Origin of the sequence: Roseicyclus mahoneyensis (assembly GCF_003148775.1) — a bacterium.
GTDB classification, from domain to species: domain Bacteria; phylum Pseudomonadota; class Alphaproteobacteria; order Rhodobacterales; family Rhodobacteraceae; genus Roseicyclus; species Roseicyclus mahoneyensis.
In genome coordinates, this window is record NZ_QGGW01000001.1 from 60,217 (window position 1) to 85,697 (window position 25,481).

Below are 25,481 nucleotides of genomic sequence, written 5' to 3' on the forward strand. Positions count from 1 at the left end.
CACTTCTCTCACAGACATCAAGCCGCGCGCCAACCGCTTTCTCCTTCGCGGCGGAGGTTCAGAAGAAGCAGCAGAATCGCCGTGGTGGTAAGGATCACACGCAGCGCCAAGCATTGGCGGGCACTTAGCTCCAATCTAACCTAGGCTACGAGCCGAGGTATCTCGCGCACAACCAATCGCAGCAATCGTTGCCTGCGAGTCCCCGCAACCAAATTAGCCTAACCTTTCCAGATAGTTAGAATCCGACAAAACTTTTGTATAGTCACTCGCGTTTTACCTCAACGTTTGACGAGTCCTCCTGAAAAGCGGGGGCTTTTTGCGTTGTGAGCGTCGGAAATCCGCCGTGACAACATCCAGACATGCCAATCACCAAATCTCCGCGAAACTTGACCCCAGCGCTCAGTCAGCGGCTGTCGCTCGACGTGCTCAAGGCCTGCTAGGACGTCACTGCTCGCCACGGTTTTGTGGTCGAGGCGCAAGACAACACTGCCGTGGACCTGCGTTGGGGTTTTGATGCAAACTTCCGGGTGTCCATTCCTCTCCCGACCGGCACCGCTCTCGATCCGGAAAGGATGCGCTTTAAGACGCTGGCCGAGGCGTCCAGATTAACTGGGCAGTTCGTTCCAGACATAATCTCGAACTGATCAAAGAGGCACATGAATGCCGTGGGGAAAAGCGTCTGAAGAAAATGACGCGCTGGAGCAGGTCAGGCACGCGTTTGCGGTTACGAGAACTTGGGTCTGCGCATATGTTCCTCGAACGTATAGCACGTATCTACCGCCCTCCGTTTCCAAGGTTTTCAATGGCTTCGTCGTGCGTTCGAGTCTGATGATCCATCCAAATCATCTGGAACAATCCTTGGCAAAAAAAGCTCAGCCAAAAAAACCAGTCTTGCCTTTCCGGCGACCGGATCCTTTGCCGTTTGAACAACCAGGTCCATCCCCAGCGAGATCATGGCATCGGCCATCATGCCACTGTCGAAATGTCTGAACTTGCCCTCGGCCTGCCCCTGTTCGAGGTCTGCGCGCAGATCCTCTCGAATTTGGTTTTGTTCGCCAGAGATATAGAACAGTTCTCTGAATATTGTCTGATTGCGGGATATTATGGCTGCCGTCTCCGGCTCATTGAGCGGCAAGACGTAGCAGGCTTCAAAGGCGTTGAATAAGAATTCATACGGTGATGTCGCTTGTTGCCGTTCAGCCTTCAACAGAGGAACCAGGGGCTCGAAGATCTGTGCCAATATGGTTTCGAACAACGCACGTTTGTCGCTGAAATAGTTGTAGAATGACCCCTGAGCCAAGCCGCTTTGTTTGACGATGTCACGTGCAGAGGCGGCGTCGTACCCGATCGTCGCAAACACATGCCGACCTGCCGCGATGAACTGACTGAGGTTCATCTTTCGTGTTTCCGAATGGGGGATGCGTTCGCGCTGCATGGCACGCGGTATGACACGCCACGTGCGTCGTTTCCATGCCCGAGTTCAGCAATGGATCATCTTATGACACATGTGTCAGTAAATACTTGACACATGTGTCACGATATGAAAGCCGTGTCGCAGGAGGAGTTTCCATGTCTGAAAAATCAGTTGCAGTTATCGGGGTAGGCCCGGCGGGCTTGCCGACTATCAAGAACTTCCTGGATCTTGGCTTTGACGTGACGGCGTTCGACAGGTGCGAGGATGTCGGAGGCAACTGACGCTTCAATGATGCCACTGGCCATTCCAGCGTCTTCGAGACGACCCACATCATCAGTTCGAAATACACATCCGAGTATATGGACTTTCCGCTTCCGCAAGACAGCCCGGACTACCCGTCGCATGTTCAGTTGCTCAGGTACTTCAACGCCTATGCGACAGAATTTGGTCTGCGGGGCCACATCAAGTTCAAGACTGTCGTAACAAAGACCGAGCCACTGCCGGATGGGCGCTGGCGCCTGATCTGGACATCCGGGGAGGGGATCGAGGGCAGTCGCGTCTTCGATGCGCTTTGCGTCGCGAGCGGCCACCACCACACCCTGCGGTAGCCTGACTACCCCGGCAAGTTTGAAGGCGAATACATCCATTCACATGATTACAAGCGCGCAGCCCCATTCGCGGGCAAACGTGTTCTGGTCATCGGTGGCGGCAACTCTGCCTGCGATGTGGCCGTCGAAACCTCCCGGGTCTCGAAGCACACGTATATCAGTTGGCGCAGGGGCTATTACCTGATCCCGAAATTCATTCTTGGAGAGCCGGTCGACAAGTTTTACTACCGCCACCGCAAATGGCCCCAATGGGCGCAGCTTCGGGGGTTGAAGTTTCTACTCAACCTTATCCAAGGCAAGAACAGTGCCATCGGGTTGCCTGAACCTGATCACGAAATCTTTGGAAGCCACCCAACGCTGAATTCAGATCTGTATTTGGCTATCCGACACGGCAAGGTCCTGCCAACGGGCGACATCGACAGGTTCGATGGCAAGACCGTGCACTTCGTGGACGGCTCATCGCGTGAATTCGACACGGTGGTCGCGTGCACAGGGTTCAAGATTACCCATCCGTTCTTGGACAAGTCCGTCCTGGACTTGTCGACGTCGCCCGTGCGCCTCTATGAAAAAATGATCCCTGAGAACCTCCCGAACCTCTATTTTATTGGGTTGTTCCAGCCGCTTGGATGCATTTGGCCCGGGGCCGAGCTGCAAGCGAAGCTTGCCGCACGCCATCTGGCCGGACTGTGGACCCCAAAAAGACCACTGAAGGCGTTGATCGACGCCGAGTTGGCCGATCCCGATGTGCACCAGGTGGAGTCTCCGCGTCACACGATCACTGTGAACGACATGGCCTTCCGCGCGCGGCTCAAGGCCCAGATCGCGCGATCCAAGCCTGCGCCGGTTCACCGAACCTCGCCGGGCCTGGCAAGCATCGCGGCCGAGTAACCCACATGGTGCAGCCGCGATTGACCAGGATGGTCGAGCGCATGGCCGGCCAAGCCGGCGCGCTTGAGGTGACCACGCTGGAGCCGATGACCGGCACCCCGCGCGCCGATCTTCTGTTTGTCCACGGCGCGTGGTCGTCGGCCTGGTATTGGGACAACTTCTTTCTGCCGTGGTTTGCGGACAGGGGATTTCGGTGCCGCGCCCTGTCGCTGCGCGGCCATGGCAACTCGGAAGGGCGCGTTCGGTGGTCCTCCCTCGCGCATTACGTATCCGATGTCGCGGTCGCAGCCAGAGGGCTGGACAACCCTGTTCTGATCGGTCACTCGATGGGTGGGTACATTGTGCAAAAGTATGCTGCGCAACACCCCCTGCGCGCGATGGCCCTGCTGGCCTCGGTACCGCCGTCGGGGGCGTGGCATGCACTGCACCGCGTTGCAACGGAGCGCCCCAAGGCTCTGGTTCGAACAATTGCGACGCTGAACCTCTATGGCGTCGTCGCCGATCCGGACACCGCTCGCGGGTTGTTGTTTTCCCGCGATGAAAGCCGGATCGACAAGGATCATTTGCTGCGCCATTTGCAGGCCGAGAGCTTTCGCGCCTTTCTTGACATGCTGTTCAAGCCCCTGCGCAGACGCGCCCCTCCGGGCACTCCGGTTGCCGTGATCGGGGCCGAGTTCGACCAGATTGTCAGCCATAAAAACATCGTTGAAACCGGACGTTTTCACGCGGTGGAACCGATCATGTTGCCCTTGGCCTCTCACATGCTGACGGTCGATGACCGCTGGCAGGACGCGGCCATGGTGATTGAGCAATGGCTTGCACGTGACGTTTTGGGCAGCGCGAAGCGTACATTTCCTGAACCGGCCGCGACGCAATGCGCGCAGGTCCAATCACCAATCCCCACCGGCGACACGAAGAGGGCCAAGATGCTTGGACAGATGCAATACCTGCCGTTGACCTTGTCTTCGATCCTCGAGCACGTGGAGGCTTCGTCACCTGATGTGCCCATCTGGTCGCGACAAGCACCGCCGAAACTCGGCGAGCAAGGCCCCATCCACCGGCAGACCTGGCGCGACACGGGGCAACGTGCACGCAGGCTTGCGCAGGCGCTTGTCGACCTCGGGATTGGCGAGAGCGACCGGGTGGCATCCATCGCATGGAACACGCATCGCCACCTGGAACTTTACTACGCGGCGACCGGCATCGGGGCTGTCTTGCACACGATCAACCCTCGCCTGTCGATCGATCACCTGCAATTCATGATAAACCAGGCGGACGACAGGATCGTGTTCTTCGACGGCACCTTTTCGGGCCTGATCGCAATGCTGAAGCCGATGTGCCCGCGGGTCGAATACTGGTTCCAGATGTCCAACGCGCCGCAGGACCCGATGTGGACCGAACCAGGCTACGAAGACCTGCTGGACGGGGCGGCACCGATCGCCGCTTGGCCATCGCTGGATGAGCAGGCGGCCGCCATCTTGTGCTATACCTCAGGTACCACCGGTAACCCAAAGGGAGTGCTCTATTCCCACAGGGCGCTTGTGCTTGAGGCGATGGTAGCCGTCGGCCCTGCCGTCCTGTCCATTTCGCGGGATGACACGGTAGCTCCAATCGTGCCCATGTTCCATGTGAATGCGTGGTCGTTGCCGTTTGCTGCCGCGATCTCTGGCGCCTCTTTGGCTTTGCCCGGCGCGAGCCTGTCGGGTGACGCGCTATTTGATTTCTTCGAAGAAACGAAAACGACCCTGTCTGCCGGTGTCCCAACGGTTTGGCAGGCATTGCTTGGGCACCTGCGGAAGACAGGGACCAAATTCACCACCATGAAGCGCACGATCATCGGCGGATCCGCAGTCTCCGAAGCGATGATCCGCGCCTTTCGTACGGATTACGGTGTCGAAGTTATGCACGGCTGGGGCATGACCGAAACATCGCCGCTGGGCACGATTAGCGCGCTTACGCCATCGGAAATCGCCAGTCTTGACGCCGACGATGCCGTTCGACGCCTCAAGCAACAGGGCCGTGCCCCGTTTGGGGTCTCGCTGAAAGTGACCGATTCTGGGGGCGCGCAGAGTTCCGGGGGCGAGAATATAGTCGGCTCCCTGAAAGTTCGCGGGCATTGGGTCATCGACCGCCATTTTGGAGCGGATGAACCCGCAACAAGGGACGGATGGTTTGACACCGGTGACATTGCATCAATCGGACCAGATTCGTGCATGACGATCACCGACCGGGACAAGGACCTCATCAAATCAGGCGGAGAGTGGATCAGTTCGGTTCATCTTGAAGATATCGCCAAACGGCATCCCGATGTTGTCGATGCAGCAGCAATCGCCGTGCCACACCCCAAATGGGACGAGCGGCCGCTTTTGGTATGCGTTTGCGCTGGCGGCAAGGACACGAACAGCGAAGAGATCCGCGCATTGTTTTCCCAATCCGTGCCGTCCTGGCAGGTGCCGGACCTCACTTTTGTCGACCAACTGCCAATCGGCGCAACTGGCAAGGTTCTGAAAAACGAACTGCGCCAACGCTTTGCCGATTTTCATGCAAGCACCGGGAGCTAGAACGACAGTGTTGGATATCACTCTCACGATTTGGAAATCGTTCCGGTCGATACCCCTTTGGGTGCAGATCTGGGTCTCGTTCTGGCTTGTACCGGTTAATCTTTCAAGCCTCGCCTTTGTCGCGGAAGATTGGGGAACAACGGTGGCGTTTCTGGCGATCATCGCTATGGCGCTGAACGTGATCATCCTGTTCGTCGAACAACGATTTTCGCGCACGATGGCTTTGCCTCATCTGCCGTTCTGGACTGGGTTGGTAATTCTGATCGTGATCTTGCGTCCGAACAGCACGACACCGTTCGGTATCTATTTGATCGTGCTCGGCGTGACGAATACGGTCTCGCTTGTTCTCGACTACATTGATGCCTATCGATGGCTCAAGGGGGATCGGGGATAGCTGTTTGATCAAGGGGCTTGTAGCTACCAATCTCTGGTCCTCGAAGTACAGCATCATGATCACGCATTAGACCTAGCGTTCGCTTCTAACTCGTCGTGGACACCATCGTTCGCCTTCTATGCCCCGCAAAGCAGTGAGGCCGGGCGGTTACGCAGAATTTTGTCCTTCGTCACGCCCGACGGTTCGATTTTATGAAGCATGCAGCAACAGCTGCTTCAATCAGATCAATGAAACCGGGCCCCGAACGAAAAACCCGGGCGCCGTATGGTTCAGAATAATGTCTGATTATCAGAGGCGCGCATCTGCTCTGGTTGGACGTACCGCCAGAAGGGTGCCGCCCGCAGATGCGGCAAAACGAAGTTCGAGTTGGGCACCTCCAGCCAGTGGCTGCAGCGTGAACTCCGCCCCGATCATGGTGGCGCGACGACGCATGTTGCCAATACCATGGCCTGCCTCATGCGCGCACACCAATTCGTACCCTCCTGTATTGGTCACTCCAATAACCAATGAGTTGTTCATCGGATCATGTGTTGCCTTGACGATCAGGGATGTGCATTGCGCCCGCAGAACTGCATTGTGTATCGCTTCTTGCATTATGCGGAACAGGTTCAGTGCGTGTTTTCGATCAATTATGGTTTGGTCTAAAAGTGCCAGCAAATCCCATTGGACATCAACCCCTGCATGTTTGAGCGGGCCGATGACCTGGCTTCTGAGGACAGACAACGTCACGAAGATGGAATTTTTTTCCAACAGGTTCACTTCGAGGATGACGCGGATTTCGCGGATGGCGTTTTTGGCCAAGCCATTGATATAATCACTGTTTCCGGTTGGTGCCGTTTCTGCGAGAGATTGGATCATGGACAAATAGGTTAAAACGCCGTCGTGCAGGTCGCGGGTGATCCTTTGGGTCTCGATGCTTGCCGCATTCTGTTCCCGCAGTTTACCCTGCACCTTGAACTCTTGAACAAGCTGTTCTGTCCTGAGGGTCAACGCTTCCTCCATGATCTTGTTTTGATCTTGAAGTGCGGCCTTTGCGCTAAGGATACGCGATATCACCAGGAACGCGGTGCATAAAAAGAAATTGAACGATGATGTACCGATGGCCAATACATGCGACCCAAGAAACCCCGTACGTACCATCAGGTCATGCGTCAACGACACTCCGACCGTTAGCGCGGCCACAGCAAAAACGGCCGAGTCGACCCGGCCTGACCGCAGCACCTGCCGCAACGACAAGAACCCTGTTGCATAAAGTGCCGTCACCATCACAGGAAATGTGACCAGCAAATGCAAGTATCTGCCGAACTGCGGTAACAGCAGGTTGAACAGCAATGCCCCTAAGGCACTGCCAATTGCAATATATAGATACTTCGGTTGTAATTTTCTCTGGCCGTCGCTGGAAAGGTCTTGATAAAATGCGAACAGGCTCCAGGACACCAGAAAACCCAGGCAATTGATATAGGGCAGGTATCCCGAGAAGTTGACATAATCCGTCAATGTGACCGGAGATTGCACGGCCAGAAAGTATGAGAAAATAATGAAGAGTGGAATCAAACGCCTGTCGATTGCGCGAAAGATGAACAACAACCCCATCACGAAGATACTGAAGGCTTCGGCACCCCAATACACTGCCCTCAGGAAGGAAGAATAGAAATCATACCGCAAGGCTGCGCGTCTCATCGCTTCCTCGGAGCCCAGATACACTTGGGACATCCCGACAAAGATCGTATCGTTTCGATAGAGCCCGAACGTGATTTCCGTGGCTTCCCCAAACCCGAAAGGGCCAGGCAGAAGCACGCTTTCGCTCACGTTTGCCGTTTGAGTGCCGGGGTTGACGGTGCTGTTGAATGCGACTCTTCCGTCGACATACACAACAAGCGCACCCGAAAAGGACGGGATGAAAATGTGGTCTTGTGGTCTTATGGGCGCCGCAGACATGTCCAGCACACCGGACACGGTCGGCCCCTCGAGCCGGTCCCGATCCGGGGTCACGTTGGAAAAGGGTAGAGATCCTGTCGCTTGGGTCAATTCGTTGTGGAATTGCGTGATCACCGCACTGGTGTCGGCGATCCGCAGGAATTGATACAGCAGAAAGATCATGAAGAACGGCATGAGCAAACAGATCATGACCACGAAACGGCGATGTCCGGCCCTTGTGACGATCATCATGTGATCACCCCGAGAAAGCGGGCTTCGTACACCGCCTCGGATCTGTTTTTCGCATGGAGTTTCCGATAAATGTTGCGCACATGTACCGGCACCGTCTGTTCCGAAATGGCCAGAACTGCAGCGCATTCAGAATAGGACAAGCCCTTGGCGATCAGGTTCAGCACCTCGATTTCACGAGCGGTCAGAATTTGTTGACCCGTGCGTTCAACGGGTGCACCGCAAGGTTTTTCAGGTGCGGCCGACGAATGCAACCGACCCACGAGTTTGCGCGCAATGGCAGGTGAAATGGGCGACTCTCCGGCCAAGGCGGTCTTGATCGATGCAACGATTTCGAAGGAGCTGTCGTCCTTGTGCAGATATCCGACTGCCCCCGATGATATTGCGCTGACTATACTTTCGCTGTCAGATAGAGCTGAAATGACGATCGACATGCTTTCCGGCTGAGCTTTCGACAAATAGGCGATACTTTCGACGCCGCTGCCGTCTTCGACATTCAGATCGGCTAGTAGGATATCGACGGTCTCGGCTGATGCATGCGCGCAGAACGCTTGGTTTGATGCGAATGCACACACCGAATATACTTGGTCCCAGCCGCGCAGGATGCTGACCATCCGGTCGCTGAGAAGCAGATTGTCTTCCAATACCGCAATGGTGATCATCGTGTTTGACCTCTGCGGGCAAGATTGCCCAGCGAACCGAAAACACGGTCGGGTCATTGCATCGCAACGGTCTGCGCCCGATGGCACCGTTACACAAATAAACCCGACGAATACTGGAAAAAAACCGGAGGCCACCAAAGGCCTGCAAGTGAACATTAGCGCAGCGTTGCCATCGACCACAACCCCGACCCGCATGCGTACCATGTGAATGGTATGGCGCGGGCATTGCGGGCGTGAAATCTCAAGTCAACCTGCGGACGCTACCCTGTAGGTGGTATTTGTGAATCCGCGCCGAAGTGCGACAGCGGCCACTGGTCACGCAATCGGAGCATAATCATGCAAAAGACCCCAATTTCTACGCACCGCAAGGCACAGACCCGTGTCGCACATGCTGTGCTGCTTGGAACGACCGCGCTTGTGCTGTCTACTGGCCTCGCTCTCGCTCAGGACCTTCCCACCAGCTCAAACATTTCGCAGATCGGTGCCACGGGAAGCGACACAAACACCCTGATGGCCACGACGACAGGGCAGAACCTCTTTGTAAACTCCGCCGTGAACGACGGCGCCGTTCAAGATGCAGCCGGGGGCTCGAACAGCCTGGTCATCGACGTCTCCAACACAGCCGGAAGCGACCCCACGGCGAACTATGTCTTCGTGACGCAGTTGGGCAACACGATTTCGACCATCACGCTCGATGGCGCCGCGAACATGATCTACTTGCGCTCATTCGGTGGGGCGGTGGCGCAGACCACGCAAACCATCGACGTCACGGGTGACGGAAACACGGTCGATGCCGCGACCAATGCCCAGTCCGGAGCGGAAGACTACGGCTTGTTCGACATCAACATCACCGGCGATGATATTGTCGTAAATGTCACGAATGACGAATTCGCCGATATCTACGTGGCAGCGATCGGTTCGGGTGACACCATCACCGTCGTGCAGGACAACGATGGTGCGGCCGCCTCGGCCACAGAGTACAGCCAGATCAATGTCCAAATCGAAAGCAGCGCGGGCTATGGTGCGGGTACCAACAACACTGTCTTGATCCGACAGCTTGGCATCAACAACATCCTTGATTTCGACCTTGTCGGCGACGAAAACGACGTCTCGGTCACACAAAGCAATGACACGGCTGGCGTGAACAATCTGACGGTGGATGTGACGGACGCCCGTTCGACTGTAGCCATTGCGGCCTCTGGCGAGGGTACGAATGTGTTCCGAGTGGGCGGTTCGGGCAGCGAGCTTACGGTCAACAGCGACACTGGTGCGAACAATGGTGTCTCAACCGCGAATGCCACCTCTGCACTCGATATTTTCGGAACCGACAACGTTGTGAGAGCCGATGATTTCACCGACGTGTCGATCAGGATCGGGACCGAGGCCTCCATCGGTGACAATGGGTACAACATTGTCTTGACGTCCGGCAATGCCGAAGTGTCGGTCTACGGTACGGATAACGCCGTGAGGTTCATGAACACCTATGATGACACGTCGTCGAACCCGACCATTACCTTCGGCGGTTTGGGAGCCGAGGTCTCTGAAAACAACTTCACTCTCAGCAACCGCTCTACATTGAACATGGAAAACGGTGGTTATCAGTTCACGGTGCTGGGCAATTCGAACACTTCGGGCCCCATTGCTGCCGCGTTTGAGACGATCGACGTGTACGACGTCGATGTGACCATCGATGGTGACGGCAACGCGCTTTATGGCACGATCACGCAATTCCGTGAGGTCGCGCTCGATGTGATCGGTTACAACAACCGGCTTCAGTTGAACGTACAGGGTAGTGACACCGACATCTTGGATCTCGATATCGAGGGCGATGGAAACTCAATCACCGCGATCGGTGGTGGTGGGGCCTTCTATGACCTCGACTATACCGGAGATTACAACTCGTTCGACTATGAGTTCGGCACCTCGAACTTGTCCCACGTTGTTTACGGATCCGGCTTTGCTGGAGCCGTTACCGAGCAAGGGACGGGATACACCTCCTCGTTCAGGTCGCTTGGCACTGGCTTTGTTCAGGCGGCAAGCAACGGCTCAAGCCTGATCGTGGCCTCCGGTTGCACTTACGGTACCACCTGCGACGGCAGTTTCTGACACTTTTGAAGAAAGTCGACTCGCGAATGACCAGTCACTCTTTGATCCGGCGGCCATCGGTGTTCTTGCGTTTGGCAATCTTGATCGTCTCCGCCTGTCTGGCGGGATGCGGCGAGATGGCGGCGTCGCGGCATCAACAGGTCTCCGACCAGAGCGGGCCGGTCATTCAATTGGCCGCCTCGGACCAAGTGTCCGAGGCGGCCAACCTGTTTTTCTCGGGCCCCCGCCCACGCAGCGTCGCTGTGGCACAATTCGAAGACCTTACCGGCGCCCGGATCGAGGGCGGAACCTCCACGGCGGTTGCCGCCTCCGGGCGGTTCCTGACCGAGTATATCTTGATGCGCGCCAACGGGAACGACGCCTACCGCGTGCTGGACAGGGCAGGTTTGAACAATCTGCTCAACGAGCGCCGCTTGGCAGATCAGATCAACGCGTTCCACGAGGCCGAGGTGGTTGCCGCCGCCCCCGAGATGCTGCGCGACCAGTTGGCCGGTCGCGTCCCGCCCGCTATCGAAATGGCCCCACTGCGGGTGAGTGACTATCTTATCCACGGGGCGGTCGTTGGCTACGATCGGCGCCTGATCGACAATGGCACGGGGATGGGAATTGCCGGGGTGCGCCTGCGCAACCGGGCTTCTCGCGATCAGGTCAGCGTGATGGTGCAACTGATCGACGTGCGCAGCGGCGAGATCATCGCCACGGGTGCCGCCGCCCAGTTCATCGACAGCTCCTCCCGCGGCGGAGACATCTTCGCGCTGGTGCGCACCGATCGCCTTCTGGAGGTCGAGCAGCTCAACGTGGTCAACGACCCCGCAACGCGCGCGCTGTTCCTCGCGATCGATATCGCCCTGACGGAGATGTTCAACGATGTTTAAGCGCCTTTCGGTCATGATCGCGATCTGTGCGGCCTCCGGGGTTTCGGCCGAATCCCTCAGGTTCGAGTCGGTCAACCCAAGCTTTGGCGGCCCACCGCTCAACGGCTCCCATCTGCTGGGGCTGGCCAACAGGCAATTCAACGCCCCCGTGGTCGCGCGGACGCCGCAATCGGACCTCGAATATTTCGCGGCCCAGATTCAACGCCGCTCCCTTTCGGCGATCGCGTCTGCGATCACTGCGAACATACGCAATCTGGAGCTTGACGATCCCGACGCGCCCTTGCCGGACAACTTCACCATCGGCGACTTCAGTGTCTTGTTCGACAGCGTCGACGGCAACGTCGTCTTGACCCTGATACAGGGTGACGAAACAATCGAGATCATCATTCCCGAATTCTAGGCTGCGCGATGCACCGAGCGACATTGCCCTGACCTGCCACAGGTCTGTCGTCTCGTTGGCTCCAGCCCTTGATCTGGACCAGCCAAACCGAGGATTTGCGGCGGAGGAAGACCCCGGGATGCTGTCCCGGACCAAGGGCGCATGGTCATCGGTTGTCTGCCGCTGATTGCGCGATGCGGCCTCCCGTCGTTGGACGCTTGACGCCAAGTTGCGATCTTCGCCGGGCATCGTCGAGCTTGAGGATCCGCTGTTGCCCGAAGCATGAACTCCTGCCCGAGTCATGGACAGATCACCGGCTGGTTTCAGCTCTTGCCCGCACCTGCCGGTCGGTTTCGATTGCATTGACGCAGACCACGGCGGGTTCTTGACCGCCATGTTCAGTGTGAGGGCAGTGTTGGTTGCAGCAGGTGATCCAGTTCCCGATGCCGGTACCTGCCTGCGACCCGATCCGCGGTGTGACGGCGGGTTAGGCGCCGCGACACCGTCCCGCCATGCCCATTGCCTAATCGCGCGGCGCGCTGCACACTCATCCCACCCAAGGCGGAGGGAGGACAGCCGTGGGCGGACGCATCCTTTTGATCGAGGACGAGGGCAACATCCTCGAGGCCATCACCTTCATCCTGTCGCGGGCAGGATGGGACGTGCATGGTCATGGCAATGGGGCAACGGCGCTCGGCGCGGTGGCGCGGGTCGCGCCAGATGTCGTCGTGCTCGACGTGATGCTGCCGGGGCGCTCGGGGCTGGAGATCTTGCGCGACCTGCGCGCGGCCCCCGCCACGGCCGATCTGCCGATCCTGATGCTGACCGCACGCGGTCAGGCCCGGGACCGCGAGACCGCGCTGGAGCTGGGCGCGACCGCCTATCTGACCAAGCCCTTTTCCAATGCGGACCTGCTGACCACCATAGACCGGCTGGGCGCGGCGCGGGCCGGTCAGGCCCGCGGCACCGGCTGAGGGCGATCCATGGCACGGCGGCTGTTTCTCGAACGGCGCACCTACCGGCAGGCCCGGTTGCAAGATGCGGCCCGACTGTTGCCGGTGCTGGGTCTTGTGCTGGTTTTCGCCCCGATCTTCATCCGAGGCGACACACAGGAGGCGGGGGTCCAGATCTCGGGTTGGCTGATCTATTATTTCACCGTCTGGGTCGGCCTGATCGTGTTGACCGGCTTCGTGTCGCGCGCCCTGATGCAAAGCGACAGACCCGAGGGGGCACCGCCTGAGGCCACCCCCGCCCCGGAAACCCGACCAGATCCGGGAGAGGCGCGCTGATGCTCAGTTTCGACGGGCTGGTGGCGGTCTGCGTGCTTTACGTGGCGATTCTTTTCGGCATCGCCTTTCTGGCGGAAAAGCGCGCCACAGAGGGCAAGGCGCGTTGGCTCAATTCGCCGATCACCTACACATTGTCGCTGTCGATCTACACCACCGCCTGGACCTTTTATGGCGCGGTCGGATCGGCGGTGCGCAATGGGCTCGAATTCCTGACCATCTATCTTGGTCCGACGCTGGTGTTCATCGGCTGGTTCTGGCTGCTCAGAAAGATGGTGCGCATCGGGCGCGCGCAGCGCATCACCTCCATCGCCGATATGATCTCAAGCCGTTATGGCAAGTCGGGTGGTCTGGCGGCCCTTGTGACGGTGCTCTCGGTGTTGGGCGCGACGCCCTATATCGCGTTGCAATTGCAGTCGGTGACGCTGTCCTTCTCGGTCTTTGCCCGGCCCGGGGCCTTCGGGGCGCCCGATACGGAACAGACGGCGATCTGGGTTGCGGCGGGGCTCGCGCTGTTCACCATCATTTTCGGCACCCGCTCGCTCGACGTGAACGAACGCCATCCGGGCCTCGTGTCGGCCATCGCCCTCGAGGCGATCGTAAAGCTGGCCGCGATCCTTGCCGTGGGCGTTTTCGTGGTCTGGGGCGTGGCGGACGGGCCCGCCGACATGCTGGCCCGGATCGAGACAAGCCCCGTCACCCAAGCCGGTTGGAACGGCGCGCGTTGGCTGGGGCTGACGGTGCTGGCGGGCACGGCGATCTTGTGCCTGCCGCGCATGTTTCAGGTGCTGGTGGTCGAGAACTCGGACGAGCGCCATCTTGCGACGGCGGCATGGGCCTTTCCGCTCTATCTGCTGCTCATCAGCCTTTTTGTGGTGCCGATCGCGGTGGTGGGTCTCGAAATCTACGGGACCGAGGGCAATCCGGATCTTTTCGTGCTGACGGTTCCGCTGGGCTTGGGGCAGGAGGGGTTGGCGCTTTTGGTGTTTCTCGGAGGTTTTTCGGCGGCGACCTCGATGGTGATCGTGGCGGCGCTGGCCCTGTCCACGATGCTGTCGAACCATATCATCATGCCGCTCTGGCTGCAGTTCACGCGGCATGACGATCCGATGTCGGGCGACATGCGGCGCGTGGCGCTGATGGCGCGGCGGCTGTCGATCGGGGGCGTTCTGTTTCTGGGCTACGGCTACTACCGCCTGTCGGGGGGCGCGGATGCGCTGGCCGATATCGGGCTCATCGCCTTTCTAGGGGTCGCGCAGATCCTGCCAGCCCTTCTGGGCGGCATCTTGTGGCGCGGCGCGACGCGGATCGGGGCGGCCTTGGGCATCGGGGCGGGCTTTGCCATCTGGGCATGGCTCTTGTTGATTCCCAATGTGGCCGAGACCGGCGGCATCATTCCCACCGTTCTGGCGGCAGGGCCTTTCGGCATCGGCTGGCTCAGCCCGGCGACGCCCTTGGGCCTGCAATCGACCGATCCGCTGCTGACCGCGATGGTGCTGTCGCTGGGGGTCAACACGCTTTTGTTCATCCTTGGCTCGCTTTTGTCCTTTCCCGGCCCGCTGGAACGCTTGCAGGGCGCGCAATTCGTCAATGTCTACGACCATTCCCGCCCGCTCTATGGTTGGCAGGGCGCGGTGGGCATGGCCGATGACCTCTTGATCATGGCGCAGCGCATTCTGGGGGCGGGGCGCGCGGGTCGGCTGTTTCAGACCGCCGCCGAGGCGCAGGGCAGGGCAGGCGGGCTGCCTGAACCCACGCCCGATTTCCTCGAACGGCTGGAGCGCGAGATGGCGGGATCGGTGGGGGCCGCCACGGCCCATGCGATGGTCGCCCAGATCATCGGCGGGGCCAGCGTGTCGGTGCGCGACTTGCTGGCGGTGGCGGATGAAACCGCGCAGATCATGGAATATTCCAGCCAGCTCGAGGCGAAATCGAGCGAACTGGCCCAGACCGCCGCCCGCCTGCGCGAGGCCAATGCCAAGCTCACCGAACTGTCGCGGCAAAAGGATGCCTTTCTGGGCCAGATCAGCCATGAGCTGCGCACGCCCATGACCTCGATCCGGGCGTTTTCGGAAATCCTCATGCAGGCCGATCCGGTTGATGATGCCGCCCGCGCGCGGTTCTCGCGCATCATCCATGATGAAAGCCTGCGCCTGACGCGGCTGCTGGACGATCTGCTAGATCTTGCGGTGCTGGAACACGGGCGCGTCACGCTGCACGAGGGCGAGGCGATGCTGGGCGATGTGCTGGACCGCGCGATCCGGTCGGCGGGCGCGCAGGTCGGCACCGGGCGGCTGGCGATCTTGCGCGACCCGGCCGCCGAGGCGGTGACGATCTGGACCGATGCCGACCGGCTGGCGCAGGTCTTCATCAATCTGATCTCGAATGCGCAGAAATATTGCGACGCCGAGACGCCCGAACTGACCATCGCCGTGCGCCAGCGCCCCGGCCGGGTCGAGGTCGAGTTCTCCGACAACGGCAGCGGCATTCCGGCCCGCCAACGCGCGCTGATCTTCGAGAAATTCGCCCGCGCCGATACCGCCAAGGGGGCGCCTGGGGCAGGGCTTGGCCTTGCCATCAGCCGCGAGATCATGGCCCGGCTGGGCGGCGGGCTGACCTATGTGCCCAGCGACAGCGGGGTGCGCTTTCGCGTTAGGTTGCCCGCGCGCGCCTTGCGCGCGGCCTGAGGCGGCGTTTACCGCGCCTTAATCCTGCGAGGTGCAGGGTGGAAACCTGCGCCAGCTCTTCGGACACCGCTCACAGGCCATGACCCTTTCCGTCGATCCCACCGTGCTCAGGCGCAAGATCGCCGCCCATGCCCGCCCGCCCGCCGCGCCCCCCGATGCCGTGCCGCAGGCCATCCGCGCGCTTGGCCGGGCCCTGCGCCATGCCGCCACGCCCTTCGACGGGCTGGGCCTGATGCCCAGCGCCATCACGGTGACAGCCGGGTGCGACCTTGACGGGCTGGTCGCGGGCTTGCCCGATCACGGTCTCATCGCCGCGCTGGAGGCCGAGGGGGGCGCGCGCGGCCTTTTGGCGGTCGGTCCCGGCCTGATCGACGCGCTGGTCGAGGTGCAGACCACCGGCCGGATCGAGGCGGCCGAGCTGCCGCCGCGTCCCGTCACCCGCATCGACGAGGCGCTGGTGCGCGATTTCATCGATCTGGCGCTGGCCGCGCTGGGTCGTGAGGCCGGGGGGATCGCGGGGCGCGATTGGCCCGCCCGCATGGCCTATGGCAGCCGCATCCGCGACCGCGGCCAGATCAACCTGCTCATGCCCGATGGGGCCTATACCGTGATGTCCGCCGGTCTGGGCTTTGACGGGGTCGAACGGCGTTCGCGCGTCGTGCTGGCCCTTCCGCAGTCCAAGCTCGAGGGTGCCGGACCCACCCCCGCGGCGGGGCCCGTCGCCGATCCGGGCTGGATCGCGGCGCGCGCCCGCATGCTCGACGCCCTGCCGCTGTCGGTGGAGGCGGTGCTGATGCGCCTCACGCGCCCGCTCGCCCGGGTCGAGGGGTTGGCGGTTGGCGATGTGCTGCCCTTTGACGCCTCCGACCTGCAGGCGGTCAGGCTCGAGGCGGCAGGCGGGCGCGTCGTGGCCACCGGGCGGTTGGGCCAGTCCGGAGGGCGGCGCGCCTTGCGGCTGAACGGGCAGGTGGCGCGCGCCCCGTCACCTGCGCCAACGACGTCGACACCGGTGCCGGTGCCCGACCCCATGCCCGCCGCCGTATCCCTGCCTGGGCTTGTGGCGCGCTAGGCCTTGCGCCTGACCCGGGGCGCCGCGCGCGCCATTGCAATCCCCCCGCACGCCCGCCACTGTCACGGGCAAGCGATGGGGGTGATGGATGGGACAGGCAACATTCCGCGGCGATCTGATCGGGGGCAAGACCCTTGTCGGCACCTTCATGAAGACGCCCGCCATCGACGTGCTCGAGGTGCTGATCTTGTCGGGTCTCGATTTCGTCTGCCTTGACGCCGAACACGCCCCCTTCGACCGGGCGGCGATGAATGCCTGCGGCGCGCTTGCCCGGGCGGCGGACCTGCCGCTTCTGGTGCGGGTGCCCAAGGCCGATGCGGCCGAGATCGGCGCGGCGCTGGATCTTGGGGCGTTGGGCGTCGTGGTGCCCCATGTCATCGACGTGCCCACGGCCACCCGCGTGGCGCGCGCGGCGCGATTTGGCCATGGCGGGCGCGGCTTTGCCGGGTCGACCCGCTGGGCGGGCTTTGGCGGGTCCGACATGGCGACACTTCTGGAACGCAGCCGGTCCGAAACCGTCGTCATCGCCCAGATCGAGGACCCCGAGGCGGTCGCGTGCTGCGAGGACATCGCCGCGGTCGCGGGCATCGACGCGCTGTTTCTCGGCCCCGCCGACCTGTCCGTCGCCTATGGCAAGACCGACCAGTCCAGCCCCGAACTGCAGGCGGCGCAGGGCCGCGTGGGCCGTGCGGCGAAGGCTGCGGGAAAGGGCTACGCCACCTTCGTGGCCGATGCCGCCGCGGGCCGCACGTTGGCACGCCACGGGGTCAACGCCTGGTTCGTCGCCTCGGAACAGGCCTGGATCATCGCCGGCGCGCGCGCCGCCAAGGCGGGGCTGACCGCGCCCTGAGCCGGAAGCTGGGTCGGATTTCCGCCGCATTTGCCGAAAACCTGACGCAAATCCGACCGCAAATGACCCGAGGAAAACCCTTGCCCTGACGTGGTTCGACCGCGCTTTCGCCCTGTGCCGGGGCGATTTTGTCTCTGTCGTCCGACCCCCGGGCGGCGTGATCCATGAGCAGATCATCCGAAAAGCCCGCCAAAAGGCGGCAAGGAGGCCCGGCAATGAAACGTATCTTCACAACCCCCGCGCTGATCGTTGCGGCCTTGCTTGGCCTGTCGGCCTGCGGCACGCCCCTTGATGTGATGCGCAACGCATCGATCAGCACCATCGCCCCTGTGATCGACGCGCCAACGCAGGATTGGTCCATCACCGCGGTCGAGATCGACGTGCCCCGGACATTGACTGTCTCCGAGGCCAATTCGATCAAGCCCGTCGCCGATATCGTCTGGCGCGGCGACCCGCCCGGTGACCGGTACGACCAGATCGAAACCCTGATGACCCAAGCGCTCGGTCCGGTCCTGCGCCCGCGCGAAGGGGCCTCGACCCCGGTGGTCGTGTCGCTTGAAGTGACGCGCTTCCACGCGGTGACGGAACGTGCCCGCTACACCGTCGGCGGCGAGCATGAGATCGAGTTCGTCCTGACCGTGCGCCATGCCGAAACTGGTGAGATCCTGTCTGGTCCGCGCGATGTCGACCTGACCTTCCGCGCCTATGGCGGCCGTCAGGCGATCGAGGCCGAGGCGCAGGGCATCACGCAGACCGTCCGCATCACCGCCCGCCTTCAGGAATGGGCCCGGATCGAGTTCCCGACGCCTTACTTCGACCTTTTGACTGTGGCGCAGGTCCAGAACTGATCTTCCGTTGCGGCGGCGACCGGGCTAGAGGGGGGGCATGACCATGCCCCCCATTTCCTATCCCGTCCTGCGTCTGCGCCCCAAGGCCGACGCCCGCCGCATCCGCCATGGCGCCCCCTGGGCGTGGTCGGATGACCTTGTGCTTGATCGCCGCTCGCGCGCCATTCCCGCCGGCTCACTGGCCGTGCTGGAGGATGCCGAGCGTCAGCCGCTGGGCCTTGGCGTGGCCACGGTCGAGGGCAAGATCGGCCTGCGCCTGCTTGACCGTGACCCGGCTGCCGTCATCGATGGGGTGTGGCTGGCGTCCCGCATCAAGGCCGCGCTGGACCTGCGCGAACGGCTTTACGCGACGCCCTTCTACCGCCTGATCCATGCCGAGGGCGACGGCCTGCCCGGGCTGATCGTCGACCGTTTCGGCGATACGCTGGTGATGCAGCCCAACGCCATCTGGCTGGAAGAGCGCGAGGATCTGGTGGCGCAGGGCCTTCTGGCCGCCACGGGGTGTTCCACGCTCATCAAGAACGGAACCGCCCGTGCGCGGTTGGCCGAAGGCTTGCCCGAGGTTTCGGCGGTGTTGGCTGGCACCGCACCTGAGGCGGCGATCCCTGTCCCGATGAACGGCGCCACCTACATGGCCGATGTGATGGGCGGGCAGAAGACCGGCCTGTTCTATGACCAGCGCGACAATCACGCTTTTGCGGCCCGTCTGGCGCGGGGTGCGCGTGTGCTGGACGTGTTCGCGCATGTGGGCGGCTTTGCGCTGGCCTCGCTTGCGGCGGGGGCCGAGCACGCCGTGGCCATCGACGGCTCCGAACCCGCGCTGGTGATGGCGCAGGAGGGGGCGGTGGCACTGGGCGTCGCGGATCGGCTCACCACCCGCAAGGGCGACGCCTTCGCCGAGATGGAGGCGCTGGCCGCCGAGGGGGCGCAATTCGATCTGGTGATCTGCGACCCGCCCGCCTTCGCGCCGTCGAAGACCGCGCTGGAGCCGGGCTTGCGCGCTTATGAGCGGGTGGCGCGTCTGGCCACAGCGTTGGTTGCGCCGGGCGGTGTCTTGATCTTGTGTTCGTGCAGTCATGCCGCTGATCTGGGCAAGTTCCGCGCGGCCTGCCTGCGCGGGATCGGTCGGGCGGGGGGCGATGCGCGCGTGATCCACACCGGCTTCGCCGGGCCAGACCATCCGCAGCACCCGGCCCTGACCGAGACAGGCTATCTCAAGGCGCTGGCGTTCCGCTTGATGCCATGAGGGCGGTGATCGATGCCTGCGTGCTTTACCCCACGGTCTTGCGCGAGATCGTTCTGGGGGTGGCGCGCGCGGGGCTGATCGCGCCGCTGTGGTCGGATCGTTTGCTGGAGGAATGGGCCCGCACCGCGGCGCGGCATGGCGGCGCAGCAGACGAGGCTCTGGCGCGGGGCGAGATTGCGGCGCTGGGTCTTGCCTTTCCACAGGCGCGCGTCGCCGCCGACCCGGCCATGGAGGCGCGGCTCTGGCTGCCCGACGGGGGCGATATCCATGTGCTGGCGACCGCCATCACGGGGCAGGCCGGGACGATCATCACCCTCAACCTGCGGGATTTTCCGGCGCGCGAACTGTCCCCCCACGGGGTGAGCGCCGTCCATCCCGACGCGGCGCTGTATGATCTGTGGCTGGCCCATCCCGGTCCGGTCGGGGATGTGGTGACAGGGGTCCACGCCACGGCTCAACGGCTGTCCGGCCAAGACATGGACATGCGCGCATTGCTAAAGCGGGTGCGGCTGTCGCGGCTGGCCAAAGCGTTGGGCTAGGCTGCCATAAAAGCGTTTTCCCTGCGGTCTTGCTGCAGCAAAACGCACCTCACTCCTGTGGCAATTCCCGCGTCCAGCGCGCTTCCAGCGCCTCGATGGCGCGTACACGGTCTTCGGTCTTGGGATGGCTCATCAGCCATGCGGGTATGCCGCGCCCACCCATGCCGGTCAGCTTTTCGAGCTTGAGGAACAGCGCCTTCTGCGGCTCCGTGCCGATCCCGGCCCTTGTGAGCAGCGCGGCGGCATAGGCGTCCGCCTCGTATTCATCTTGCCGCGACAGACGCGCGGCCAGCATGCCCGCCAGCGTGTTGGCGATCCAGACGCCGACGCCGGGGATCAACCGGCCCAGAACCGTGGCCAGCGCCACGCGTACTGCGTTCTGTCCCGAGAAATCGATCATCCTCCGCCGTGAATGACCCAGTGCCACGTGGCCCAGTTCATGCGCGACCACGCTGGCCAGTTCTTCCCCCGTGACCTCGCCCGCCCGATACTTGTTGTAAAAGCCCCGCGTCAGGAAAATCCGCCCATCCGGCGCGGCCAGACCGTTCACCGGCTCGACCTCGTAGATGTTGACGCGGATACGCTCCACGCCCAGGGCCTCGGCCATGCGGGCCATCAACCCGCGCAGGCGCGGGTCGGCCAGCTCGGTCGAGCGCGCGTCCAGCTCGCGCTTGGTGCGCCACGCGGAAAACTGGTACATCAGCAGCGCGTAGCCGATGGCCAGAAGGATGGGGGTCAGCTTCAACATGTGGCTGATATGGGGCGCACGAAGGGGGTCGGCAACGGGCGCTTGACCGATGGGCCCGATGTCGCAGGGTCGCTCATCGCCCCAGTTCCCTCATGCCGCGCGTCAACCCTTCCAGCGTCATAGGCACCATACGTCCCGCGAAAATCTCGCGGATCATCCCGATCGACTGGGTGTAGCCCCAGGCCCGCTCGGGCGTGGGATTGATCCACAGGTGATTGGGCCATTGGGTGCGGGCGCGTTCAAGCCAGACCTGTCCGGCCTCCTCGTTCCAGTGCTCGTTCGCGCCGCCGGCAAAGGCGATCTCGTAGGGTGACATGGCTCCGTCGCCCACGAAGATGCATTTGTAATCAGACCCGTAGGTGTTCATCACCTCATGGGTCGGGATTGTTTCCGTCCAACGCCTGCGATTGTCGCGCCAGACGCTTTCATACAGGCAATTGTGGAAATAATAGTGTTCCAGATGCTTGAACTCGGATTTCGCGGCGGAAAACAGCTCCTCCACCACGCGGATGTGATCGTCCATCGACCCGCCCACGTCGAGAAACAAGATCACCTTGACCGCGTTGCGCCGCTCGGGCCGCGTCTTGACGTCGAGCCAGCCCTGTTCTGCCGTGGCGCGGATCGTGCCATCGAGATCCAACTCTTCGGCGGCGCCATCGCGGGCCCATTGGCGCAACCTCTTCAGTGCCACCTTGATGTTGCGGGTGCCAAGTTCAACATCGTCCGCGAAGTCCTTGAAATCGCGCTTGTCCCAGACCTTGACCGCGCGGCGGTGGCGGCTTTGGTCCTGCCCGATGCGCACGCCCTCGGGGTTGTATCCATGCGCCCCGAAGGGCGAGGTTCCTGCGGTGCCGATCCATTTCGATCCGCCCTGATGGCGGCCCTGCTGTTCACGCAGACGCTCGCGCAGCGTTTCCATCAGCTTGTCGAAGCCGCCCAAAGCTTTGATCTCGGTGCGTTCCGCTTCGGTCAGGTGTTTTTCGGCCAGCTTTTCCAGCCATTCCGGGGGGATCTCTGCGGCCTCCAGCACCTGCTCGGGGGTGATCGCCTCAAGCCCGCCAAAGGCATGGGCGAAACACTGGTCGAACCGGTCGAGATGGCGTTCATCCTTCACCATCGCGGTGCGGGCAAGGTAGTAGAACCCGTCGACATCATAGGTGACAAGGCCGCGCGACACGCCTTCGAGAAAGCTCAGGTATTCCCGCAAGCTGACGGGGATACGGGCGGCGCGGAGCGTTTCGAAAAAGGGCAGGAACATCGTGCCCCGAGCATGTCAGGCAGGGGCGGGGATCACAAGCATGGCGAATGCCCCGAGCAAGAAGCCGATGATCCCGAAGATCGTGGCGTAATGCAGCAGATCAAGCCGATTGCCGCCCTTGCGGCGTGCCACGATAAGCCCCAGCGCGATGCCGCAGGCGCCCCCAATCAAGTTCAGCATGGTTCTTGTCCCGCCCGGTCTGGTGTCACGGGGCCAGCGCTGCAACCTCTGTCAGGCGCGCGCCCACCGCCGCGGTGTTGCCGAAGCCATAGCGACCCCAGGCAAGGCTGTCGAGGCGGACCTGACGCGCTTCGGACGCGCGGCCCATGGCATCCAGCGCCTCGGCCCGGATCATCAAGAGCGTCGACAGGAGCGAGGCGTTTTGCGCCCGCGTCGCGGCCGGCAGTGCCTGACCGCTGAGGCGCAGCGCTTCGTCGGCGCGGCCGGAACTGAGCGCGAAGGCGGCCAGTTGCATGTCGATATGGGCCGCGTGGATTCCGCCCGGTGCGATCCGGTCATAGATGTTGGCAGCGGCGAGGAAGGCGTTGACCGATCCCTCGACATCGGTCGCCAGCGACAGGCGGCCAAGGGCGAAATAGCTGAAGGCCAGACGCGCATCCGACAGGCCGGACTGGCGGGCGATGGTCACAGCGCGGTCGGCGGCGATGACGCGCTCAGGTGCGCGGGTGCCGGGGCCAAGGGCGGTCTCGATGGCCTCGATCCACGCGCGCGGCGTCGGGCTTTGATCGACCGGGCCACCCACGCCCTCGCCGCGCGGGTTCAGCCGCGCCAGAATACCGGGCAGGACGGCCGCGACCTCGGCCCGTGTCATGCCGGACCTGATCGCGTCATCGTAATAGGCCCGCAAGATCAGCATGTCGAAGCCGGTCAGAACGGCATGGAAATTGTCATCATTGAACACGCTGTCATCGAGCCGGTAGAGATCGTTGAGCGGACCCATCGCCTGCGCCACCTCTTCGTGCAGGCAATCGCGCACCTCTTGAGGGGCGACATCATTGGGCAAGAAGACCGCGACGCGCTCGCGCACCTCAAGCGTGGTCCAGTCCATATCGCGGGAATTGCGGGCGCGGCGGAACTCGGCCCAGGACGTGACGCGGGGCACGACGAAACAAGCGGCTTCGGGCACGAAGCGCTGCATGCGTTCGCGCGGCAGGGTCTCGACCGTTATGTTGGCCTGCGTGCCGTAAGGCACGCGGCGGATGTCGATGCGCGCCTCGGTGCGCAGCCGGTCGATCAGCCGGTCCAGATCGGGCGACAGTGACGCGGGCGCGCCGGGGGCTACCGTTATGGTCACCGGCCCCTCGAACCGTGACAGCCGTTCGATCTGGCGCCCCGACTCCATCTGGAAGGACAACTCCAGGAAATCGGCGGCGATCTGCGCATTGGATCGCTCGGGCGCGCTGGTCTGCGTGGCGCCGAACTGGTTCATCGCCGGGATCGCCTGCACGATTTCGGGGGTCACCCGACGCTCGGCCACGTCGCGGGACGGCACGGTTGACACGCAGCCCGACACGACAAAAGCCGAGAGCACAGAGAAATGCAGCAGGCGCAAAAACATCAGGGGCGTCTCATCACTGGCAGGCGGGGCGCGGTGGGCAAGGTGCGTGACAGGCATCGGCGAGCGAGTTTCGTCCATGCACCGTCGCGCGGGGATTCGGCAATCATGATCAGTTCATGGCACATTGATGGCCGAATGTGGCAGGAATTGGGTTCCGTTGTCCAAGTTTCCTGTCGGATCGCCAATGATTTGCCATCGTTCCATGGACTACGAACAATCGGACGACCTTCGCCGGATTCGTTTCGTGTGGCGAAAAAAACGCTCGGTTTCGGATCGTTGTGCACAGATCAGCGCTGACGTTTGGCCAGAAAGGCCAGTCTCTCGAAGAGCGCTACATCTTGTTCGTTCTTCAGCAGTGCGCCATGCAGCCGCGGAAGGCTCGACGCCCCGTCGCGCCGCAGGTCCTCGGGGGTCAGATCCTCGGCCAGAAGCAGCTTGAGCCAGTCCAGCACCTCGGAGGTGGAGGGTTTCTTCTTGACCCCCTGCTGGTCGCGGATCTCGTAGAATTGCGTGAGCGCCGTTGTCAGCAGCGTGGATTTGATGCCGGGGAAATGCACCTCGACGATGCGCTTCATCGTCTCCATGTCCGGAAAGCGGATGTAGTGAAAGAAACAACGCCTTAGGAAGGCGTCCGGCAGTTCCTTTTCGTTGTTCGAGGTGATGATGACGATGGGGCGCACTGCGGCGCGGATCGTCTCGCCGGTCTCGTAGACGAAGAATTCCATCCGGTCCAACTCCTGCAACAGGTCGTTGGGAAACTCGATGTCCGCCTTGTCGATCTCGTCGATCAGGAGCACGGTCTTGGTCGGTGCCTCGAAGGCCTGCCACAGCTTGCCCTTGCGGATATAGTTCTTCACGTCATTGACCCGCGCGTCGCCGAGCTGGCTGTCGCGCAGGCGTGAGACGGCGTCGTATTCGTAAAGCCCCTGCTGGGCGCGGGTGGTCGATTTGATGTGCCACTCAAGGATCGGCAGGCCCAGCGAGGCCGCCACTTGCCGCGCCAGTTCCGTCTTGCCGGTGCCCGGTTCGCCCTTGACCAGCAGCGGGCGTTCCAGCGTCACGGCGGCATTGACCGCGACCGTCAGATCCTCGGTCGCCACATAGCTGTCGTTGCCTTCGAAACGGGTAAGCATCGGGTCCTCCGCCGGTGTGACCTCAGCCATACCCTGTCGCAGAGCGCGGGAAAAGGGCGGGGGGCGCAGGGGCGGCATCTTCAACCCATGCGGGAATTCTGCGCAAAACCCTGTAGCAGCGCGTGAAAAACAGCCCCGAAGGTGCGCACGAGATTGCGCTTTTTCCCGATCGTGACCCATCACGC

General features: G+C 62.0%; 24 protein-coding genes. 16 read left to right on the top strand and 8 right to left on the bottom strand.

Annotation, left to right across the window (positions count from 1 at the left end; translation table 11 throughout):
• Positions 1-799 precede the first annotated feature (799 nt).
• Positions 800-1,435: a TetR/AcrR family transcriptional regulator gene (locus C7455_RS00315; RefSeq protein ID WP_109663970.1), complete on the bottom strand. Its 636-nt coding sequence runs from the start codon at positions 1,433-1,435 to the stop codon at positions 800-802.
• A gap of 134 nt (positions 1,436-1,569) precedes the next feature.
• On the opposite strand from C7455_RS00315, the gene C7455_RS20650 reads away from it, so the two are divergent.
• From C7455_RS20650 to C7455_RS00330, 5 genes are all read left to right on the top strand, one after another.
• On the top strand, positions 1,570-1,695 hold the full coding sequence (locus C7455_RS20650; protein ID WP_425450617.1) for a hypothetical protein: 126 nt from the start codon (positions 1,570-1,572) through the stop codon (positions 1,693-1,695).
• Between the two features lie 78 nt (positions 1,696-1,773).
• Positions 1,774-2,022 carry a hypothetical protein gene (locus C7455_RS20655; protein WP_425450618.1) on the top strand — a complete coding sequence of 83 codons (249 nt, stop codon included), beginning with the start codon at positions 1,774-1,776 and terminating at the stop codon, positions 2,020-2,022.
• A gap of 33 nt (positions 2,023-2,055) precedes the next feature.
• Positions 2,056-2,910 (top strand): flavin-containing monooxygenase, encoded by an 855-nt coding sequence (locus C7455_RS20660; protein ID WP_146199891.1) that lies wholly within the window; start codon positions 2,056-2,058, stop codon positions 2,908-2,910.
• A gap of 41 nt (positions 2,911-2,951) precedes the next feature.
• A complete protein-coding gene (locus C7455_RS00325) occupies positions 2,952-5,471 on the top strand; it encodes an alpha/beta fold hydrolase (protein WP_170118958.1) in 2,520 nt (839 codons plus the stop codon).
• Positions 5,472-5,481: 10 nt separating this feature from the next.
• On the top strand, positions 5,482-5,865 hold the full coding sequence (locus C7455_RS00330; protein WP_146199892.1) for a hypothetical protein: 384 nt from the start codon (positions 5,482-5,484) through the stop codon (positions 5,863-5,865).
• A 288-nt stretch (positions 5,866-6,153) separates the two neighbouring features.
• Here C7455_RS00330 and C7455_RS00335 read toward each other — a convergent pair whose 3' ends face one another.
• Both C7455_RS00335 and C7455_RS00340 read right to left on the bottom strand, forming a co-directional pair.
• The gene (locus C7455_RS00335; RefSeq protein WP_109663978.1) at positions 6,154-8,034 is read right to left on the bottom strand and encodes a sensor histidine kinase; all 1,881 of its coding nucleotides are present in this window, start codon (positions 8,032-8,034) and stop codon (positions 6,154-6,156) included.
• Positions 8,031-8,693 (bottom strand): LuxR C-terminal-related transcriptional regulator, encoded by a 663-nt coding sequence (locus C7455_RS00340; protein ID WP_170118959.1) that lies wholly within the window; start codon positions 8,691-8,693, stop codon positions 8,031-8,033. Before C7455_RS00340 ends, C7455_RS00335 begins: the two co-directional genes overlap by 4 nt.
• Positions 8,694-9,029: 336 nt before the next feature.
• Here C7455_RS00340 and C7455_RS00345 point away from each other — a divergent pair, with 336 nt between their 5' ends.
• The 11 genes from C7455_RS00345 (at position 9,030) to C7455_RS00395 (ending at position 20,578) form a co-directional block, all read left to right on the top strand.
• Complete coding sequence (locus tag C7455_RS00345; RefSeq protein WP_109663984.1) at positions 9,030-10,799, top strand: beta strand repeat-containing protein; 1,770 nt, start codon at positions 9,030-9,032, stop codon at positions 10,797-10,799.
• Between the two features lie 26 nt (positions 10,800-10,825).
• The gene (locus C7455_RS00350) at positions 10,826-11,674 is read left to right on the top strand and encodes a CsgG/HfaB family protein (protein ID WP_109663986.1); all 849 of its coding nucleotides are present in this window, start codon (positions 10,826-10,828) and stop codon (positions 11,672-11,674) included.
• Positions 11,667-12,074 (top strand): curli assembly protein CsgF, encoded by a 408-nt coding sequence (locus C7455_RS00355; RefSeq protein ID WP_109663989.1) that lies wholly within the window; start codon positions 11,667-11,669, stop codon positions 12,072-12,074. The genes C7455_RS00350 and C7455_RS00355 overlap by 8 nt, the downstream gene beginning before the upstream one ends.
• A gap of 557 nt (positions 12,075-12,631) precedes the next feature.
• Complete coding sequence (locus tag C7455_RS00360; RefSeq protein ID WP_109663991.1) at positions 12,632-13,027, top strand: response regulator transcription factor; 396 nt, start codon at positions 12,632-12,634, stop codon at positions 13,025-13,027.
• Positions 13,028-13,036: 9 nt separating this feature from the next.
• Positions 13,037-13,342, top strand: a complete 306-nt coding sequence (locus tag C7455_RS00365; RefSeq protein WP_109663994.1) for a hypothetical protein — start codon at positions 13,037-13,039, stop codon at positions 13,340-13,342.
• Positions 13,342-16,026, top strand: a complete 2,685-nt coding sequence (locus tag C7455_RS00370) for an ATP-binding protein (RefSeq protein ID WP_109663997.1) — start codon at positions 13,342-13,344, stop codon at positions 16,024-16,026. Before C7455_RS00365 ends, C7455_RS00370 begins: the two co-directional genes overlap by 1 nt.
• Before the next feature lie 79 nt (positions 16,027-16,105).
• Entirely contained in the window at positions 16,106-17,095 is a 990-nt protein-coding gene (locus C7455_RS00375) for a FliM/FliN family flagellar motor switch protein (RefSeq protein WP_146199893.1), read from the top strand.
• Positions 17,096-17,183: 88 nt separating this feature from the next.
• Positions 17,184-17,945, top strand: coding sequence for an HpcH/HpaI aldolase family protein (locus C7455_RS00380; protein ID WP_109664002.1), 762 nt, complete (start codon positions 17,184-17,186; stop codon positions 17,943-17,945).
• Positions 17,946-18,160: 215 nt separating this feature from the next.
• Complete coding sequence (locus tag C7455_RS00385; protein WP_109664005.1) at positions 18,161-18,793, top strand: DUF6778 family protein; 633 nt, start codon at positions 18,161-18,163, stop codon at positions 18,791-18,793.
• 43 nt (positions 18,794-18,836) lie between these two features.
• On the top strand, positions 18,837-20,039 hold the full coding sequence (locus C7455_RS00390) for an RSP_2647 family RNA methyltransferase (RefSeq protein ID WP_170118996.1): 1,203 nt from the start codon (positions 18,837-18,839) through the stop codon (positions 20,037-20,039).
• Complete coding sequence (locus C7455_RS00395; protein WP_109664010.1) at positions 20,036-20,578, top strand: RSP_2648 family PIN domain-containing protein; 543 nt, start codon at positions 20,036-20,038, stop codon at positions 20,576-20,578. Before C7455_RS00390 ends, C7455_RS00395 begins: the two co-directional genes overlap by 4 nt.
• Positions 20,579-20,627: 49 nt before the next feature.
• On the opposite strand, the gene C7455_RS00400 is transcribed toward C7455_RS00395, so the two are convergent.
• The 5 genes from C7455_RS00400 to C7455_RS00415 all read right to left on the bottom strand — a co-directional run bounded on the left by C7455_RS00400 (position 20,628) and on the right by C7455_RS00415 (position 25,296).
• Positions 20,628-21,326 (bottom strand): M48 family metalloprotease, encoded by a 699-nt coding sequence (locus C7455_RS00400; protein WP_109664013.1) that lies wholly within the window; start codon positions 21,324-21,326, stop codon positions 20,628-20,630.
• A gap of 73 nt (positions 21,327-21,399) precedes the next feature.
• Positions 21,400-22,584: a vWA domain-containing protein gene (locus C7455_RS00405; RefSeq protein WP_109664015.1), complete on the bottom strand. Its 1,185-nt coding sequence runs from the start codon at positions 22,582-22,584 to the stop codon at positions 21,400-21,402.
• 15 nt (positions 22,585-22,599) lie between these two features.
• Positions 22,600-22,764 carry a hypothetical protein gene (locus C7455_RS20030; protein ID WP_170118960.1) on the bottom strand — a complete coding sequence of 55 codons (165 nt, stop codon included), beginning with the start codon at positions 22,762-22,764 and terminating at the stop codon, positions 22,600-22,602.
• Positions 22,765-22,789: 25 nt separating this feature from the next.
• Positions 22,790-24,151, bottom strand: coding sequence for a DUF2927 domain-containing protein (locus C7455_RS00410; RefSeq protein WP_425450622.1), 1,362 nt, complete (start codon positions 24,149-24,151; stop codon positions 22,790-22,792).
• 299 nt (positions 24,152-24,450) lie between these two features.
• Positions 24,451-25,296, bottom strand: coding sequence for an AAA family ATPase (locus tag C7455_RS00415; protein WP_109666012.1), 846 nt, complete (start codon positions 25,294-25,296; stop codon positions 24,451-24,453).
• Positions 25,297-25,481 lie beyond the last annotated feature (185 nt).